The following is a 15459-nucleotide window of genomic DNA, read 5'->3' as shown; positions in this document are numbered from 1 at the left end:
GTCGAGCCGCCTGTCGGAATCGAACCGACGACCTATTCATTACGAGTGAATCGCTCTGCCGACTGAGCTAAGGCGGCGGACCCTCCGTTGCCGGAGCGGCACGGGAGACGACTATACAGGTTCAGACGAGCGAACGCGAAACGAGCGCCTCGAGCTCCGTGAACGACCGCCGGAGCTCGTCCACCAGGAGGGTCTCGGTCGTGCCGTCCGACCACTCCCACCACGCGTGTCGGAGCGCCGCGAGCGACACCACCGAGGCCAGTCGTGCCCTGCGCCGCAGCGCGTCCCGCTCGACGGCCAAGTCCGGCTCGGTCGCCGCCAGGCGCGCCGTCACGGCGTCCTCGATCTCTGCCTGGAACTCCTTCATCGACGCCATGCGCCTGCTGAACAGCTCGGGCGCGGCGCGGAGGACCTGCTGCCGCTCGGAGAGCAGGTCCCGTTCGTCGACGAGCTCCTCGGTCGCGTGGACGAGCAGCGCGCCGAGGTCGGCGAGGAGCTCACCGGTCGGCCCACCGGCGCGGAAGTCGTCGAGAGCCGGCCCCGGGGGCAGGGTGGGGTCGTCGCCGAGGAGCGCCTGCTCCTTGCTGGGGAAGTAGTTGAAGAACGTCCGCGGAGAGACGTCAGCACGTCGGGCGATCTCGTCGACGGTGACGGCGGGCCAGCCGGACTCGAGCGCGATGCGCAGCGCGGCCTGTTGGATCGCGAGACGGGTGGCGCGGCGCTTGCGTTCGCGGAGGCCGGGTGCGGCGTCGGGCATGTCGCGATCTTCTCACGTCGAGCCGAGCGACCGGCTGCAGGGATGCGAAGGGTCTCTTGACGGACCCCGGGGTGCCCGCAGGCCGGACGGTCAGCGCGTGGCGCGGGCGATCGTGACGAGCAGTGCCTCGAGCGCCAACAACGCCGCGACGTTCGCCGCGATCCGCTGACGCGCCAGCGCGACGGCGTCGAGCACCTCGAGCGCCGCTGCGGGCGGCACGACCTCGAGCGCCCGGTCGAGCTGCTCGCGCATCGCCAGGTTCACCGGCTCCGCGGGCGCCCCGAGCCCGAGCAGCAGCAGGTCGCGGTAGAGCGAGGACACGTCGACGAGGATGCGGTCGAGCCCGTCACGCAGGCTCCGGGTTGCGCGACGCTTCTGGTCCTCCTCGAGCGCGCGCAACTGCGAGCGGAGCGCGGGCGGCACGGTCCCGCCGGGTTCCACCCCGAGCGACCGGAGTGCCGCGTCCCGTTCCTCGGTGTCGCGCTGCTGGGTGATCGCCTTCGCGTCCTCGTCCGCCACGGCCAGCAGCTCGGCGGCGGCCATCACGGCGTCGCCGACCGAGCGCACGCCGAGCACGGTCTCCAGCGTCCGGCGTCGTCGGTCGCGGGCGTCCTCGCTCGTCGCGAGGCGCTGCGCCATCCCGATGTGGCTCTGCGCCTGGCGGGCGGCATCGGTGGCGAGGGCGCGTTCCACGCCGGTGCGCGCGACGATGAGGTCCGCGACGGACTCGATGCCCGGCACGCGCAGTCGGACCGAACGCACACGCGAACGGATCGTCGGGAGCAGATCGGCCTCGCTCGGGGCGCAGAGGATCCACACCGTCCGCTCGGGCGGTTCCTCGAGCGCCTTCAGCAGCAGGTTCGAGGTGCGCTCGGTCATGCGGTCGGCGTCCTCGACGATCACGACCCGGTACCGCCCGACCGACGGGGAGTAGTGGGACGACGTGACGAGCTGCCGGATCTCGTCGATGGTGATGATCACCCGCTGGGTGGTCAGGACGGAGACGTCGGGGTGGGTCCGCGCGGTGATCTGCCGCAGGGTGTGCTCATCGTCCGGTCCGGAGCCGACGAGGGCCGCGGCGAACGCGGCGGCGACGTTGGACCTGCCGGAGCCGGGCGGACCGGTGATGAGCCACGAGTGGGTCATCCCGCCGGTGCCGTCGGGCGCCTCGGCCGCGCTTCGGAGCGCCGCGACCGCTTCTTCCTGACCGGTCAGGCCGTCCCACACGCTCACGGGGTCATCCTGTCAGCCGCCACCGTCACGCGGCACCGTCGCCGTCGATGCCCACGACCGGGCCGACCGCGGCTCGGATCGCGGACTGCACGACCTCGGCGGACGCGGACGCGTCGACGACGAGGAACCGCTCGGGTTCCGCCGCCGCTGCGTCCAGGAACGCCCGCCGCACGGTCTCGTGGAACGTCGCGGCCTCGGACTCGAGTCGGTCGAAGGTGTCCCCGCGTGCCGCGGCGACCCGGGCGCGTCCGGCCGTGACGTCGAGGTCGAGCAGCACGGTGAGGTCGGGCACGAGCCCGCTCGCCGCCCATTCGGACACCGACCGGATGCGCTCCGCACCGAGCCCCCTGGCGACCCCCTGGTACGCGACCGACGAGTCGATGTACCGGTCCTGCAGCACGACCTCGCCGCGATCCAGTGCCGGCCGGACGACCGTCTCGACGTGGTGTGCGCGGTCGGCCGCGTAGAGCAGTGCCTCCGCACGCGGCGCCACGTGACCACGCTCGTGCAGCACCATCTCGCGGATGCGCTGCCCGAGGTCGGTGCCGCCGGGCTCCCGCGTACGGACGACCGTGCGGCCGTGCTCCTCGAGCCACGCGGTGAGGAGCTCGGCCTGCGTCGTCTTGCCCGCGCCGTCGCCACCCTCGAGGGTGATGAACCGACCGGTCACTTCTTCTTGGCCGCGGTCTTCCGCGCCGGCGCCTTCTTCTTCACCGGCCCCTTGGCGCGCTTGTCCGCCAGGAGTTGGACGGCCCGCGCGTGGTCGACCGCCTCGACGTCCTCGCCGCGCGGGATCGTCGCGTTCGTCTCACCGTCGGTGACGTACGGGCCGAAGCGGCCGTCCTTCACCTTGATCGGCTTGCCGGACACGGGGTCCGCGTCGAACTCCTTGAGCGCCGCGGTGGCCGCCCGTCGTCCGCCGTACTTCGGCTGCGAGAACAGCTCGAGCGCGCCGGGCAGGTCGACGTCGAAGATCGCGTCCTCGCTGGGCAGCGTCCGGGTGTCCGTGCCCTTCTTGATGTACGGACCGTAGCGACCGTTCTGGGCCGTGATGTCCTCGCCGGACTCCGGGTCCTTGCCGACGACGCGCGGCAGGTCGAGGAGCTTCAGCGCGGTCTCGAGGTCGACGGTCTGCGGATCCATCGACTTGAACAGCGACGCCGTGCGCTCCTTCGGCGCCGCGGCCTTCTTGGTCGTCTTCTTCGCGGGAGTCTTCGCGCCCTTCGCGGTCGACGCGGCCTTCGCGGTCGACGCGGCCTTCTCCGGAGCGGCGGCGGGCTCGACGACCTCTCCGGTGGACGGGTCGACGGTCGGCTCCGGTTCCGGGGTCCGCTCGGTCACGTAGGGGCCGAAGCGGCCGTCCTTCGCCAGGACCTCCTTGCCGGTCTCCGGGTTGATCCCGACGACACGGTCGCCGACGACCGGCGCGTCGACGAGTTCCTGCGCCTTCTCGGCGGTGAGTTCGTCGGGCGCCAGGTCCTCGGGCACGTTGACGCGGCGCGGCTTCTCCGGGTCGTCGCTCGGCACCTCGATGTAGGGCCCGTAGCGCCCGATGCGCAGGGTCAGCCCCGGCGCGAGCTCGACCGAGTTGATGTCCCGGGCGTCGATCTCACCGAGGTTGTCGATGACCGTCCGCAGACCACGCTGGTCGCCGCCGCCGAAGTAGAACTCCTTGAGCCAGTCGACCCGGTCCTCGTCGCCGCTCGCGATGCGGTCCAGGTCCTCTTCCATCCCCGCGGTGAAGTCGTACTGGACGAGGTCGGCGAAGTGGTCCTCGAGCAGCCGGACCACGCTGAACGCGATCCAGTTCGGCACGAGGGCGCTCCCCCGCTGGGTGACGTAGCCGCGGTCCATGATCGTGGAGATGATCGCGGCGTAGGTCGACGGGCGGCCGATGCCGAGCTCCTCGAGCGTCTTGACGAGGCTCGCCTCGGTGTAGCGCGGCGGTGCCGACGTGTCGTGGCCCTTCGCCTCGACCTCGTCGACGCCGAGGTGGTCGCCCTCGGCCATCTGCGGCAGCTTGGCGTCGCCGTTCTCCCCGCCGCCGTGGCGCTCCTCGTCGCGGCCTTCCTCGTACGCGTTGAGGAACCCGCGGAACGTGATGACCGTGCCGGACGCGGTGAACTCGGCGTCCGTGCCGTCCGCGGTCGAGGCGATGCCCGCGACGGCGTCCGGCGACGTGATGCCGAGGACGACCGACGCCGTCGAGCCCTTCGCGTCCGCCATCTGCGAGGCGACGGTGCGCTTCCAGATGAGGTCGTAGAGCTTCCAGTCGTTGCCACGCAGCACGCCGTCCATCTCGGAGGGGGTGCGGAAGGTGTCACCGGCGGGACGGATGGCCTCGTGGGCCTCCTGCGCGTTCTTGCTCTTGCCGGCGTAGCTCCGCGGCTTGTCCGGGATCGTCTCCGGTCCGTAGAGGGCCGAGGCCTGCTTGCGCGCGGCGGTCACCGCCTGCTGCGACAGGGACGACGAGTCCGTACGCATGTAGGTGATGTGGCCGTTCTCGTAGAGCGACTGCGCGACGCTCATCGTCTGGCGTGCCGAGAACCGGAGCTTGCGCGCGGCCTCCTGCTGCAGCGTCGACGTGGTGAACGGCGCGGCCGGTCGTCGCGTGTACGGCTTCGACTCGACGCTGCGCACGACCGCGTCGCCAGCACCCTCGAGCACCGCGGTGAGCGCTGCCGCCGAGGCCTCGTCGAGCCGGACGGCGTCGCCCTTGAGCGCGCCGCGGTCGTCGAAGTCGCGGCCGGACGCGACGCGCGTGCCCTGCAGCCGGGCGAGGCGGGCCGTGAACGCGGAGTCCCCCGCCTTCTCGAACCGGGCGGTCAGGTCCCAGTAGTTCGCGGACACGAAGGCCAGGCGCTCGCGCTCGCGGTCGACCACGAGACGGGTCGCCGCGGACTGCACTCGGCCGGCGGACAGCCCCGGTCCGACCTTGCGCCAGAGCACCGGCGAGACCTCGTACCCGTACAGGCGGTCGAGGATGCGGCGGGTCTCCTGCGCGTCGACGAGCGCGGTGTCGAGCTCACGGGTGGCCTCCTGCGCGCGCTGGATGGCCTCCTTCGTGATCTCGTGGAACACCATGCGCTTGACGGGCACCTTCGGCTTGAGGACCTGGAGCAGGTGCCACGCGATGGCCTCGCCCTCGCGGTCTTCATCGGTCGCGAGGTAGAGCTCGTCGGCGTCCTTGAGCGCCCGCTTCAGCTCGGTGACCGTCTTCTTCTTCGCGTCGGAGACGACGTAGTAGGGCTCGAAGCCGTTGTCGACGTCGACCGAGAACTTGCCGAGCGAGCCCTTCTTGAGCTCAGCGGGCAGGTTCTTCGGCTCGACGAGGTCGCGGATGTGTCCGACGGACGCCTGGACCTCGTATCCGTCGCCGAGGTATTGCGCGATCGTCTTCGCCTTCGCGGGGCTCTCGACGATCACGAGCTTCTTCGTGCCTGGCACGTGACTCCTTGATCGATGGTGCGTGCCGGCCCTGGACCGCAGCGGGGTCCGGGTCGACCGGGACAACGGTGACCGGGGGCCGACGTGCACACCATACACACACTGTTCGCACGACCCGACTGCGGGGCCCGCGACGGCGACTGCGCTCACGGCGAACGGTCCCGACCCGGCGACGACCCGCACCCGGGCGGTCGCGCGGGTCGTGGCACAGTTGCCGAGCACGGTGCCGTTCGCCGCGGCGACCCGCCCCGCCACCGGGCACGGCGCTCCCGGGACCCGCCCGACCAGGACGGCCGCGGCCGCGAGCACCGCCGCGTCCGCCGAGGCCCGGGCACGTGCGTCGAGTACACGCGTCCGCGCTCCGCCGAGTGCGGCCGTCCCGACGACGAGCGCCACGGCGACGACCGCGACGAGGAGCAGGGTCGCCGACCCGCGCTCGTCGCCCGATGTGGTCGGGAGCGGTCTGGCCACCGCGGTCACCGGCCGCCCTCGGCCGCGCACCCCGTCGCGCGGAGCGGCAGGAGGGCGAACGGCCCCGGTGCCGAGCCCCGGACCACGACGCAGACCAGCCCGCCGCCCCGCTGCACGGCGGACGTCGCTCCCGGCGCGCCGACGGCGAGTGCCGTGGCGGCCGTCCGGTCGTCGTCACGGCCGAGGGCCCGTGCAGCGACCCCCGCAGCCGACTGGAACCGGCCGACCCGGTCGGCGAGCACGACGCCGGCGACGAGGGACACGAGCACGAGCGCGACGAGCGGCAGTCCGACCGCGAACTCGACGCTCACGCTGCCGCGGTCCGGTCCCCACCCGACGTCCGCGCGACCGCACCGCGGACGCACGACCCCGGTGTTCACGGGACGAGCGCCCCGCGGACGAGGTCGGTCAGGATCTGCTGGACCTCGCCCGAGCGCATCACCGCGACGAGGACGCCGGCGAAGGCGACCGCCGCCAGGATGACGACGGCGTACTCCGCCGTCGCGGATCCGCGGTCATCGGCCCAGCGGCGTGCTGCGCGTGCCGCCCGGGTCCGCGGTCGCGGCGGAGTGGTGGTGTGGATCATGGTCGTTCCCCTTCCTCTGTGGTGCGTCGACGATCTCCGACCGCGCCGACCCGGCGCAGGGGCTCCGCGCGATCTGTGGACCGTTCAGCGGAGACCACCGACGGTGGAGGACAGGACCCCGACCACGACGGGCACGACCCCGACCAGCACGAACGCCGGCAGCACGCACGTCCCGAGCGGCAGCACGAGCCGCACGGCCAGCCGCTCGGCCGCGGCCAGTCCCGCCGCCGCCGCGTCGTCCCGGACGTCCTCGGCCGCGGCGCGGAGCAGGGCCGCTGCCGGGACACCGGCGCGACGGCTCAGCTCCAGCACGTCGCGCACCCGTGCCCACGACTCGGCGTCGCGGACGTCGTCGCAGCAGCGGCCGGCCCCGGCGAGCGCCTCGCGCACGGTCTCCTCGGCGGCCGACCAGGCACCACCGCCGGACAGTGCGACCGCCCAGGCGTCGAGGACGATCCCCGGGATGTGCCCGTCCGGGGTGGCGCGGAGCACGAGCCGGCGCGACCACCGCTGGGCGACGACCACCAGACCTGCCGCCAGGACGCAGCACGCCCAGCCCAGTGGACGGGTGAGGAGCACCTCGAGGGCACCGGCGCCCCAGCTCGACCCCAGACCGAGCCCGAGGAGCGGCAACGCGAGCACCACCCGCGCGCTCGCCCGCGGTCCGGCGAGGGCCACCCGGACGGCCCGGTCCGCGGCAGCGCTCCGTCGCATCGCGGTCGACAGCGCTCGCAGGGCGCGTGCGGAGGGCGCGCCGGTGCGGGCCGCGACCTCGAGGACGACCCGCACGTCCCGCCAGGCCGGTGACACGTGGTCCGGACGACCACCGACGAGCGCCCAGGCCCGCGGCGGCGGCACCCCTGCGCCGACGAGCACCGCCACCCGGTCGAGCGTCCGCGCGACGACCGCCGGGTCGTCAGCCGGTGCCGCGCGGCGTGTCACGCGTGGACGGTCCCGCGGACCGGGCGGACCTCGAGCCGGCCGTCGTGGTCGACGGCGAACTCCCCGACGGCGACCACGCCCCGCCACGACGACCTCCGCTCGACGTGCACGACGAGGTCGACGGCGCTGACGACCTGACGCGCGAGCGCCTGCGGGCCGAGCCCGGCGAGCGCCCCCAGTGCCTCGAGGCGGGCTCCGACGTCGGGCAGCCCGTTGGCGTGCAGCGTCCCGGCACCACCGGCATGGCCGGTGTTCAGGGCGCCGAGGAGCTCGCGGACCTCGGCTCCGCGGCACTCCCCCACGACGAGACGGTCCGGCCGCATGCGCAGGGCCTCGCGCACGAGTCGGTCCAGGCCGAGGGCTCCGACCCCCTCGGCGTTCGCCTGTCGCGCCTCGAGCGACACGACGTGCGGGTGGTCCACGCGGAGCTCGGCGACGTCCTCGACGGTGACGATCCGCTCGTCGTGCGGCACCGCGCCGAGCATCGACGCGAGCACGGTGGTCTTGCCGCTCCCGGTCGCGCCGGTGACCAGGACGTTCCGCCGCTCGGCCACCGCGCCCTCGAGCACCCTGCGCGGGACGGCCCGGAACGCACCGAGCCGTTCCAGCTCGGCGAGGGTCGGCCGTTCGGGGCGGGGCAGGCGGATGGACAGCGCCGTCCCGCCCACCGACACCGGCGCGAGGACCACGTGCACCCGCACGCCGTCGCCGTGCCGGACGTCGGCGCACGGCGTCGTCTCGTCGACGTGCCGCCCGCCGAGTGCGACGAGTTCCGACGCGAGCGCCCGCACGCGCCGTTCGGACAGCTCCGGCCGCACGCGTTCGAGCCCCCGCCCCCGGTCGACCCACGTGCCGCGCCCGCCGAGCACCAGGACGTCGGTCGTCGCGGCGTCGCCGACGAGTGCGGCCAGTTCCTCGAAGTCGGCCGTGTCGAGGGTGCGCCGTCGGCGGGGTCGGTCGACACCGGGCAGGAACGGGGCCACCGCGGGCTCGTCGGCGCGCCGGCGGCCCGAGTCCCCGCGGTCGCTCGCGGAGGCCTCGGCTCGGTGTCGGTGCATGCCGCCGACGCTAGGACGACAAGCCCGCGCAGCGGGAGGAATCCACATGTCTGTGGAGGACAGGGCAGCCCACCGGCAGCGGACGCTTTTGTACCCCGGAACGCAAAGCCGTACCCCGTTCGGTACCACCGTCGCGCTGCGGCGCGGCGAGCCGCGTCGCCGACCGAACCACGCGGTACCGATGCACCTCGGGAGCGACTCGCCGCTGCGACCGTGCGACGAGGGCGTGGACAGTTCTGTCCACTCTTCCGCACCAGGACGCGGATCGGCCGATCGCTCGCAGTCCGGCTGCTCGACACCCGTCGCACAAAAAGAAGAGGCGGCACCGGTTGGGGGGAACTGGTGCCGCCTCGACATCGGAGGATTGGGGGGAATCCGACCCGGTGCCGCCGGAAACGAGTCCGGCAGGAACCACTGTACCCCATGAACGACCCTGCTCGGCAACCCCTCCGGCACGGTCGTCCGACACCGCGCGCTCCGGGTCGCGAACGGCGACCGGACGAGGGGTAGTCTCCGACTGCACCCCTGCCGCAACGACGCGAGAGGACACCGATGTCCACACCGACCGAGGCCGACGAACGTCACCAGGACGGCCCCACCTTCGCTCCGCCGGCGGAGTTCGTCGCGGACGCCGTCGCCCGAGCGGACCTGCACGACGCGGCCGCCGCGGACCGCGAGGCGTTCTGGGCGGCCCAGGCCAGGACGCTCCTCGACTGGCGCACCCCGTTCACACGCACGTTGGACTGGTCGGGCGCGCCCTTCGCGACCTGGTTCGACGACGGCACGCTGAACGTGGCCGAGAACTGCGTCGACCGGCACGTGCGCGCGGGCAACGGCGACCGGGTCGCGATCCACTTCGAGGGCGCGCCGGGCGACACCAGGCGCATCACGTACGCCGAGCTCGCCGCCGAGGTCCAGCGAGCCGCGAACATGCTCACCTCACTCGGCGTCGGCCCCGGCGACCGCGTGGTCGTCTACATGCCGCTCGTCCCGGAGGCCGTCGTCGCGATGCTCGCGGTCGCACGCATCGGCGCCGTGCACTCCGTCGTCTTCGGCGGTTTCAGCGCCGAGAGCCTCCGTGCCCGCATCGAGGACGCGGGTGCGAAGCTCGTCGTCACCGCTGACGGCGGGTGGCGTCGCGGTGCGGTGTCGCCGCTGAAGCCCGCCGTCGACGAGGCCCTGACCGGCGAGGGCACGGACAGCGTCGAGCACGTGCTCGTCGTCCGGCGCGGCGGCAACGACGTCGCGTGGACGGATCGCGACCTGTGGTGGCACGAGGAACTCGCGAAGGCCGGTCCCGAGCACGAGGCGCAGGCCTTCCCCGCCGAGACGCCCCTGTTCATCCTCTACACGTCGGGCACGACCGGGAAGCCGAAGGGCATCGTGCACACCTCCGGCGGCTACCTGACGCAGGCGGCGTACACGCACCGCAACGTGTTCGACATGCACCCGGAGAAGGACGTCTACTGGTGCACCGCGGACATCGGCTGGATCACCGGGCACTCGTACGTCGTCTACGGGCCACTCGCCAACGGCGTCACCCAGGTGCTGTACGAGGGCACGCCCGACGAGCCGGAGCCCGGCCGCTGGTGGGACATCGTCGACAGCTACGGCGTCACGGTCCTCTACACCGCCCCGACCGCCGTGCGCGCCGCGATGAAGGCCGGCCGGCAGGTCCCCGAGGCCCGGAGCCTCGAGACGCTCCGCCTGCTCGGCAGCGTCGGCGAGCCCATCAACCCGGAGGCGTGGCAGTGGTACCGCCAGGTCATCGGCCACGACCGGACCCCGATCGTCGACACGTGGTGGCAGACCGAGACGGGCGCGATCATGATCTCCGCCCTGCCCGGGGTGACGAAGCTGAAGCCCGGAGCCGCCCAGACGCCGCTGCCGGGCATCGTCGCCGAGATCGTGGACGAGGACGGCGAGCGGGTCGACCCGGGCGAGAGCGGCTACCTCACCATCACCGAGCCGTGGCCGTCGATGGCGCGTGGCATCTGGGGGGACCCGGACCGCTTCGTCGAGACCTACTGGTCACGGTTCCCCGGTCGGTACTTCGCCGGCGACGGCGCCCGCCTGGACGGCGAGGGCGACATCTGGGTGCAGGGCCGCGTCGACGACGTCATGAACGTGTCCGGGCACCGGCTGTCGACCGCTGAGATCGAGTCGGCACTGGTCGGGCACGAGGGCGTCGCCGAGGCCGCGGTCGTCGGCGCCGCCGACGAGACCACCGGTCAGGCCGTCGTCGCCTTCGTGATCCTCACCGCCGAGGCCGCGGTGGACGTCGACCGCGACGCCGTCGCGAAGGAGCTCCGCGACTGGGTGGGCAAGCGCATCGGCGCGATCGCGAAGCCCCGCCAGGTGGTCGTCGTGCCCGAGCTGCCGAAGACGCGCTCCGGCAAGATCATGCGCCGGCTCCTCCGCGACGCGGCCGAGGGCCGCCGCATCGGCGACACGACGACGCTCGCCGACCCGACGATCATGGCGACCATCGCGGAACTCCTGTAGCGGGGACGACGCGAGCCGCGCCTCCAGACCGTTCGTCCGGGAGGCGCGGCTCGCTGCAGGCGCGTCGTTGACGTTCCGTCAGTCGGTCAGCTCCACCACCAGCTCGACCTCGACCGGCGCGTCCAGCGGGAGCACCGCGACGCCCACCGCGCTGCGCGCGTGGACACCGGCATCGCCGAAGACCTCGCCGACGAGCGTCGACGCGCCGTTGGCGACCGCCGGTTGGCCGGTGAAGGACGGGTCGGACGCGACGAAGACCGTCACCTTGACGACGCGCGCGACCCGGTCGAGCGAGCCCGCGACCGACTGCACGGCGGCGAGGGCGTTCAGGACCGCGGTGCGGGCCTCGGCCGCCGCGGTCTCCGGGTCCACCCCGGCGCCGACCTTGCCGGTGACGGACAGCGCGCCGTCGACGAAGGGCAGCTGGCCCGCCGTGTGGACGTACCGGCCGGTGACGACAGCGGGGACGTAGGCGGCGACCGGTGCCGCGACGGACGGGATCGACAGCCCCAGCTCGGCCAGGCGGTCCGCGATGCTCACGCGTCGGCCTTCGGGCGCTTCAGGTAGGCGACGAGGCCACCCTCCGGGCCGGTGACGACCTGGACCAGTTCCCACCCCTCGTCCCCGTGGGCGTTCAGGATCGCGGCGGTGTTGTGGATCATCAGGGGCGTGGTGAAGTACTCCCAGCGAGTCATGCGGTTCCTTGCCAGCCTTCCGGTCGTGAGCGTCGTTTAGGCTGCATCCTATGTCTGCCCAGAAGTCTGCCTCGCGGACCAAGCCCGTCTCCGCGATCGGCGCCTTCGTCGGTTTCGTCGGATTCAGCGCGCTCGCCGGCCTGCTGGTCACCATCGGGGTCACCCCGGCGATCGCCGTGGCCGGCGTCACGACGACCTCGACGATCGGCGTGTTCGAGTCGCTGCCGGAGTACATCGAGATCGGTGACCTGCCGCAGCGCAACGAGATCTACGCGTACGCCAACGGGCAGCCGGTGAAGCTGGCGACGGTCTACGACCAGAACCGCGAGGAGCTCAAGTACGACCAGATCAGCGACGAGCTGAAGCACGCCGCCATCGACGGCGAGGACAAGCGCTTCTGGGAGCACGGCGGCGTCGACATGACCTCGCTCGTGCGCGCAGGCGTGGGCAGCATCGCCGGCGGGCTGGGCGAGTCCGGCGGCGGGTCGACGCTCACCATGCAGCTCGTCCGCAACATCAAGATGCAGCAGGCCCTCGAGCTCCCGACGCAGGAAGAGCGCGAGAAGGCGTACAACGACGCGGTCGAGCAGACCATCCCCCGCAAGCTCGAGGAGATGAAGCTGGCGATCGGCCTGGCGAAGAAGTACTCGCACAAGGAGATCCTGACCGGCTACCTGAACATCGCGTACTTCGGCGACCAGACGTACGGCGTGCAGGCCGCCGCGCAGCACTACTTCAACAAGTCCGCCACCGACCTGACCCCGGCCGAGGCGGCATCGATCCTCGCGATCGTCCAGTCCCCGAACACGCGGAACCTGGCGAGCGAGAAGAACTACGAGGCGAACAAGGCTCGACGCGACGTCATCCTCAAGTCGATGTACGCGCAGAAGCACCTGAGCAAGGCCGAGTTCGACGAGGCCATCGCCTCGGACCCCAAGGACTACGTGCACCTGACGGAGCCGAACCAGGGCTGCCAGTCGGCCGCGGGCAACGGCGCGCAGTTCTTCTGTGACTACGCCGTCAAGGTCGTCAAGAAGATGTCGCAGCTGGGCGGGACGCAGAAGGAGCGCGACCAGGCGTGGCGCAACGGCGGCTACAAGATCCAGACGACGCTCGACATCAACCTGAACGGTCAGCAGAAGGACCTGCTCAACACCTACGACCCGAACACCGAGTCGCGGCTGCAGCTCGGCGGCGCGCTCAACTCGGTCGAGGCCTCGACCGGCCGGATCCTGACGATGGCGCAGAACAAGGACTACGACCAGTCCCTGCAGTCGCCGCCCACCGCGACGTCGATCAACTACAGCGTCGACAAGGAGTACGGCGGGTCGATCGGCTTCCAGGTCGGCTCGACCTACAAGGTCTTCACGCTGCTCGACTGGCTGAAGGCCGGGCACGGGCTCAACGAGAGCGTCAACGGCACCCCGCACAACACCTCGCAGTGGACCCAGTGCGGTTCGACGATCACCTCGCCGTGGGCGCCGAAGAACGACTCCGCCGGCGAGAACGGCCAGTACACCGTGGCACGGGCGACGGCGCTCTCCGTGAACGCCGCGTTCGCGTCCATGGCCGCCAAGCTCGACCTCTGCGACATCCGCCAGACGGCACAGGACCTCGGGGTACACTCCGCCGACGAGAAGACCGAGCTGAACGCGTACCCGTCGTCGATCCTCGGCACGAACAACATCGCGCCGCTCACGATGGCCTCGGCGTACGCGACCATCGCGAACGGCGGCACGTACTGCGCGCCGATCGCGATCGACGAGATCACGAACGCGGCTGGCAAGAAGCTCGGTGGCCAGCCGAAGCAGTGCAAGCAGGTGCTCGACCCGGCCGTCGCCGCCTCCGCGGCCTACGCGATGCGCGGGACCGTCCAGTACGGCACGGCGCAGGGCGCGCAGACCCCGGACGGCACGCAGCTGTTCGCGAAGACCGGCACCACCGACGACGCCGACCAGATCTGGCTCGTCGGCGCGAGCTCGAAGGTCGCCACCGCCTACTGGCAGGGCAACACCGACGGTGCGAAGAACAACCTGCGGCACTACTACAACACCGCGGGGTACGGCTCGTACGCCTCGCAGCGTGCGCACGTCTGGCAGCAGGCCATGATCCCGGTCAACCAGCTGCACCCGGCGGAGCCGTTCCCGGAGCCCTCGCAGACCGCGCTCCGCGGCAACAGCATCAACGTGCCCGACGTGCGCGGCAAGAGCGCGGACGATGCCCGTGCGACGCTCGCCGGCGCCGGCTTCACCTACGTGGACGGCGGCACGCAGCCAGGCGGCGGGGCACCGGGCACGGTGTCGTCGACCTCGCCGGCCGCCGGGACGCTGCTGTCGAAGGGCTCCAGCGTGACGGTGTACGCGACGGACGGCAGCCAGGCCAGCGTTCCCCAGGTGACGGGGCAGAGCGCCGGTGGCGCCCGCAACGCCCTGCAGAGCGAGGGCTTCACGAAGATCACGGTCTCGGACGACTACGCCAAGGGCGGCCGTGACGACCAGTGCAAGGTGGCGGCGGTCGACCCCGGAGAGGGTTCCGCGGTCGCGAAGGACTCGACGATCACGCTCCAGCTCTTCGGGACGAAGGACGGCAAGGCGCCGAAGGGCTGCCGGTGAGCCGCGGCCGCGCCACGCTCGGCGTCCTCGCCGCTGGTGCGGCTGCCGGAACGGTGACGGCGGCGTGGGGTTCCCTGGTCGAGCGTCGCCGCTTCGGCATCCGCTGGGAGACCGTGCCGGTGCTGCCGCCGGGTTCGCGGGACGTGACCGTCCTGCACCTGTCGGACATCCACATGGCCCCGTGGCAGGCCGACAAGCAGCAGTGGTTGCGCGACCTGAGCCTGGTCGAGCCGGACTTCGTGGTGAACACCGGTGACAACCTCGGTCACCCGACCGCCAACGCCGCGGTCGAGTACGCGCTCGAGCCGTTCCGGGGCGTTCCCGGTGCCTTCGCGCACGGTTCGAACGACTTCTTCGGCCCCTCCCCCCGCAACCCGCTCCGGTACTTCGGTGGCCCGAGCCGCGCGCACACGCACCGCGCACCGGTCGACCTCGACGTGGACCGGCAGACCGCGTTCTTCGAGTCCCTCGGGTGGCTCGACGTCAACGACCAGGCGCACGCGATCGAGCTCCGGGGGTCCCGTCTCGAACTCTTCGGCACCTCGGACGCCCACCGCGACTGGGACCGGCTCGATCTGCTCCCGACGAACGTCGACGAGATGCGCAGCAGCGTGCCGTGGACCGAGGACGAGGATGGTCCGACACCGGTGGCGATCGGCATCACGCACGCACCGTACCGCCGGGTGCTCGACGCCTTCGTCGACCAGGGCGCGGACATCGTCTTCGCCGGGCACACGCACGGCGGCCAGGTGCAGGTGCCCGGTGTCGGCGCGCTCGTCACCAACTCGGACCTCCCCCGCCGGTACGTCAGCGGCCTGCACCGGTGGCAGCACCGCGGGCACTGGTCGTGGCTCGAGGTGTCCGCGGGCATCGGCACGTCGATCTACGCACCCGTGCGGTTCGCCTGCCGCCCCGAGGCGGTCGTCGTGACGCTCACCGCCCGGACGTCGTAGGCCGCGCCCCGTCGCGACGCGCCCGGGGGTTCCGCGGATGGTCGTGAGCACCCCCTGACGTCCGGTAGACTTTCCTGGTCGCTCCGGTTCGGAGTGATCACACCGCGGGGTGTGGCGCAGCTTGGTAGCGCGCCTCGTTCGGGACGAGGAGGTCGCAGGTTCAAATCCTGTCACCCCGACACTGTGTTGAGACAGTGAGG

Annotated in this window: 13 protein-coding genes and 2 tRNA genes; 4 read left to right on the top strand and 11 right to left on the bottom strand. The window is 72.2% G+C overall.

Annotated elements, in window-relative coordinates; all coding sequences use genetic code 11:
* Positions 1–4 precede the first annotated feature (4 nt).
* The 9 genes from DEJ23_RS03895 to DEJ23_RS03855 form a co-directional block, all read right to left on the bottom strand.
* Positions 5–77, bottom strand: a tRNA-Thr gene (locus DEJ23_RS03895).
* Between the two features lie 44 nt (positions 78–121).
* Complete coding sequence (locus DEJ23_RS03890; RefSeq protein ID WP_111238931.1) at positions 122–757, bottom strand: TetR/AcrR family transcriptional regulator; 636 nt, start codon at positions 755–757, stop codon at positions 122–124.
* A gap of 90 nt (positions 758–847) precedes the next feature.
* The gene (locus DEJ23_RS03885; RefSeq protein WP_111238930.1) at positions 848–1990 is read right to left on the bottom strand and encodes a DNA polymerase III subunit delta'; all 1143 of its coding nucleotides are present in this window, start codon (positions 1988–1990) and stop codon (positions 848–850) included.
* Between the two features lie 25 nt (positions 1991–2015).
* Entirely contained in the window at positions 2016–2660 is a 645-nt protein-coding gene (gene tmk / locus DEJ23_RS03880; RefSeq protein WP_111238929.1) for a dTMP kinase, read from the bottom strand.
* A complete protein-coding gene (gene topA / locus DEJ23_RS03875) occupies positions 2657–5437 on the bottom strand; it encodes a type I DNA topoisomerase (protein ID WP_111239048.1) in 2781 nt (926 codons plus the stop codon). Before topA ends, tmk begins: the two co-directional genes overlap by 4 nt.
* 476 nt (positions 5438–5913) lie before the next feature.
* Positions 5914–6219 carry a TadE family type IV pilus minor pilin gene (locus tag DEJ23_RS03870; protein WP_258375238.1) on the bottom strand — a complete coding sequence of 102 codons (306 nt, stop codon included), beginning with the start codon at positions 6217–6219 and terminating at the stop codon, positions 5914–5916.
* A gap of 65 nt (positions 6220–6284) precedes the next feature.
* Positions 6285–6494, bottom strand: coding sequence for a DUF4244 domain-containing protein (locus tag DEJ23_RS03865; protein WP_111238928.1), 210 nt, complete (start codon positions 6492–6494; stop codon positions 6285–6287).
* Positions 6495–6578: 84 nt separating this feature from the next.
* Entirely contained in the window at positions 6579–7436 is an 858-nt protein-coding gene (locus tag DEJ23_RS03860) for a type II secretion system F family protein (protein ID WP_181429098.1), read from the bottom strand.
* Positions 7433–8494, bottom strand: coding sequence for a CpaF family protein (locus tag DEJ23_RS03855; protein WP_181429097.1), 1062 nt, complete (start codon positions 8492–8494; stop codon positions 7433–7435). Before DEJ23_RS03855 ends, DEJ23_RS03860 begins: the two co-directional genes overlap by 4 nt.
* A gap of 552 nt (positions 8495–9046) precedes the next feature.
* Here DEJ23_RS03855 and acs point away from each other — a divergent pair.
* Positions 9047–10999 carry an acetate--CoA ligase gene (acs, locus tag DEJ23_RS03850; RefSeq protein ID WP_111238925.1) on the top strand — a complete coding sequence of 651 codons (1953 nt, stop codon included), beginning with the start codon at positions 9047–9049 and terminating at the stop codon, positions 10997–10999.
* A gap of 78 nt (positions 11000–11077) precedes the next feature.
* Here the strand turns inward: acs and DEJ23_RS03845 are convergent, their stop codons facing one another.
* Both DEJ23_RS03845 and DEJ23_RS03840 read right to left on the bottom strand, forming a co-directional pair.
* Positions 11078–11539 carry a RidA family protein gene (locus tag DEJ23_RS03845; protein ID WP_111238924.1) on the bottom strand — a complete coding sequence of 154 codons (462 nt, stop codon included), beginning with the start codon at positions 11537–11539 and terminating at the stop codon, positions 11078–11080.
* Positions 11536–11694 (bottom strand): DUF4177 domain-containing protein, encoded by a 159-nt coding sequence (locus DEJ23_RS03840; RefSeq protein WP_111227112.1) that lies wholly within the window; start codon positions 11692–11694, stop codon positions 11536–11538. Before DEJ23_RS03840 ends, DEJ23_RS03845 begins: the two co-directional genes overlap by 4 nt.
* 50 nt (positions 11695–11744) lie before the next feature.
* On the opposite strand from DEJ23_RS03840, the gene DEJ23_RS03835 reads away from it, so the two are divergent.
* The 3 genes from DEJ23_RS03835 to DEJ23_RS03825 all read left to right on the top strand — a co-directional run bounded on the left by DEJ23_RS03835 (position 11745) and on the right by DEJ23_RS03825 (position 15438).
* Complete coding sequence (locus DEJ23_RS03835; protein WP_111238923.1) at positions 11745–14306, top strand: transglycosylase domain-containing protein; 2562 nt, start codon at positions 11745–11747, stop codon at positions 14304–14306.
* Positions 14303–15259 carry a metallophosphoesterase gene (locus tag DEJ23_RS03830; RefSeq protein ID WP_111238922.1) on the top strand — a complete coding sequence of 319 codons (957 nt, stop codon included), beginning with the start codon at positions 14303–14305 and terminating at the stop codon, positions 15257–15259. Before DEJ23_RS03835 ends, DEJ23_RS03830 begins: the two co-directional genes overlap by 4 nt.
* A 105-nt stretch (positions 15260–15364) precedes the next feature.
* Positions 15365–15438: transfer RNA gene (locus tag DEJ23_RS03825), tRNA-Pro, on the top strand.
* Positions 15439–15459: the final 21 nt, after the last annotated feature.

It is taken from the genome of Curtobacterium sp. MCSS17_008, from assembly GCF_003234185.1.
Taxonomy (GTDB): Bacteria; Actinomycetota; Actinomycetes; order Actinomycetales; family Microbacteriaceae; genus Curtobacterium.
This window is presented reverse-complemented; position numbering and strand designations above follow the sequence as displayed.

Coding starts and splice junctions, on each gene's coding strand:
- DEJ23_RS03835 (WP_111238923.1), top strand. CDS start 11,745: ATGTCTGCCCAGAAGTCTGCCTCGCGGACCAAGCCCGTCTCCGCGATC.
- DEJ23_RS03855 (WP_181429097.1), bottom strand. CDS start 8,494: ATGCACCGACACCGAGCCGAGGCCTCCGCGAGCGACCGCGGGGACTCG.
- DEJ23_RS03890 (WP_111238931.1), bottom strand. CDS start 757: ATGCCCGACGCCGCACCCGGCCTCCGCGAACGCAAGCGCCGCGCCACC.
- acs (WP_111238925.1), top strand. CDS start 9,047: ATGTCCACACCGACCGAGGCCGACGAACGTCACCAGGACGGCCCCACC.
- DEJ23_RS03840 (WP_111227112.1), bottom strand. CDS start 11,694: ATGACTCGCTGGGAGTACTTCACCACGCCCCTGATGATCCACAACACC.
- DEJ23_RS03865 (WP_111238928.1), bottom strand. CDS start 6,494: ATGATCCACACCACCACTCCGCCGCGACCGCGGACCCGGGCGGCACGC.